Annotated in this window: 1 protein-coding gene; it reads left to right on the top strand. The window is 63.4% G+C overall.

Annotation, left to right across the window (positions count from 1 at the left end):
• Nucleotides 1-227, top strand: a 227-nt coding sequence (locus NRB16_RS29295) for an oxygenase MpaB family protein (protein ID WP_257107625.1), incomplete at both ends; no start/stop codon positions are given.

Here is a 227-nt window from a genome sequence, read left to right on the forward strand (position 1 = left end):
ATCTCGACCCTGAGCTGTCACAGGCCGAACAGGACACCTACTACGCGGAAACCGCCCTCATCGCCGAACGCCTGGGCGCCCGTGATGTACCGCGCTCACGCCAGCAGATTGCCGATTATCTGGACAACATTCGCGGGCAACTGCTGTGCGACGACCGCAGCCGCGAAGTGTTGCGCCTGCTGCTCAACGTGCCCGCACCCAACAGGCTGGTCAAACCCTTTGGCGCC

It is taken from the genome of Pseudomonas sp. LJDD11, from assembly GCF_024584215.1.
In the GTDB taxonomy this organism is placed as follows: Bacteria; Pseudomonadota; Gammaproteobacteria; order Pseudomonadales; family Pseudomonadaceae; genus Aquipseudomonas.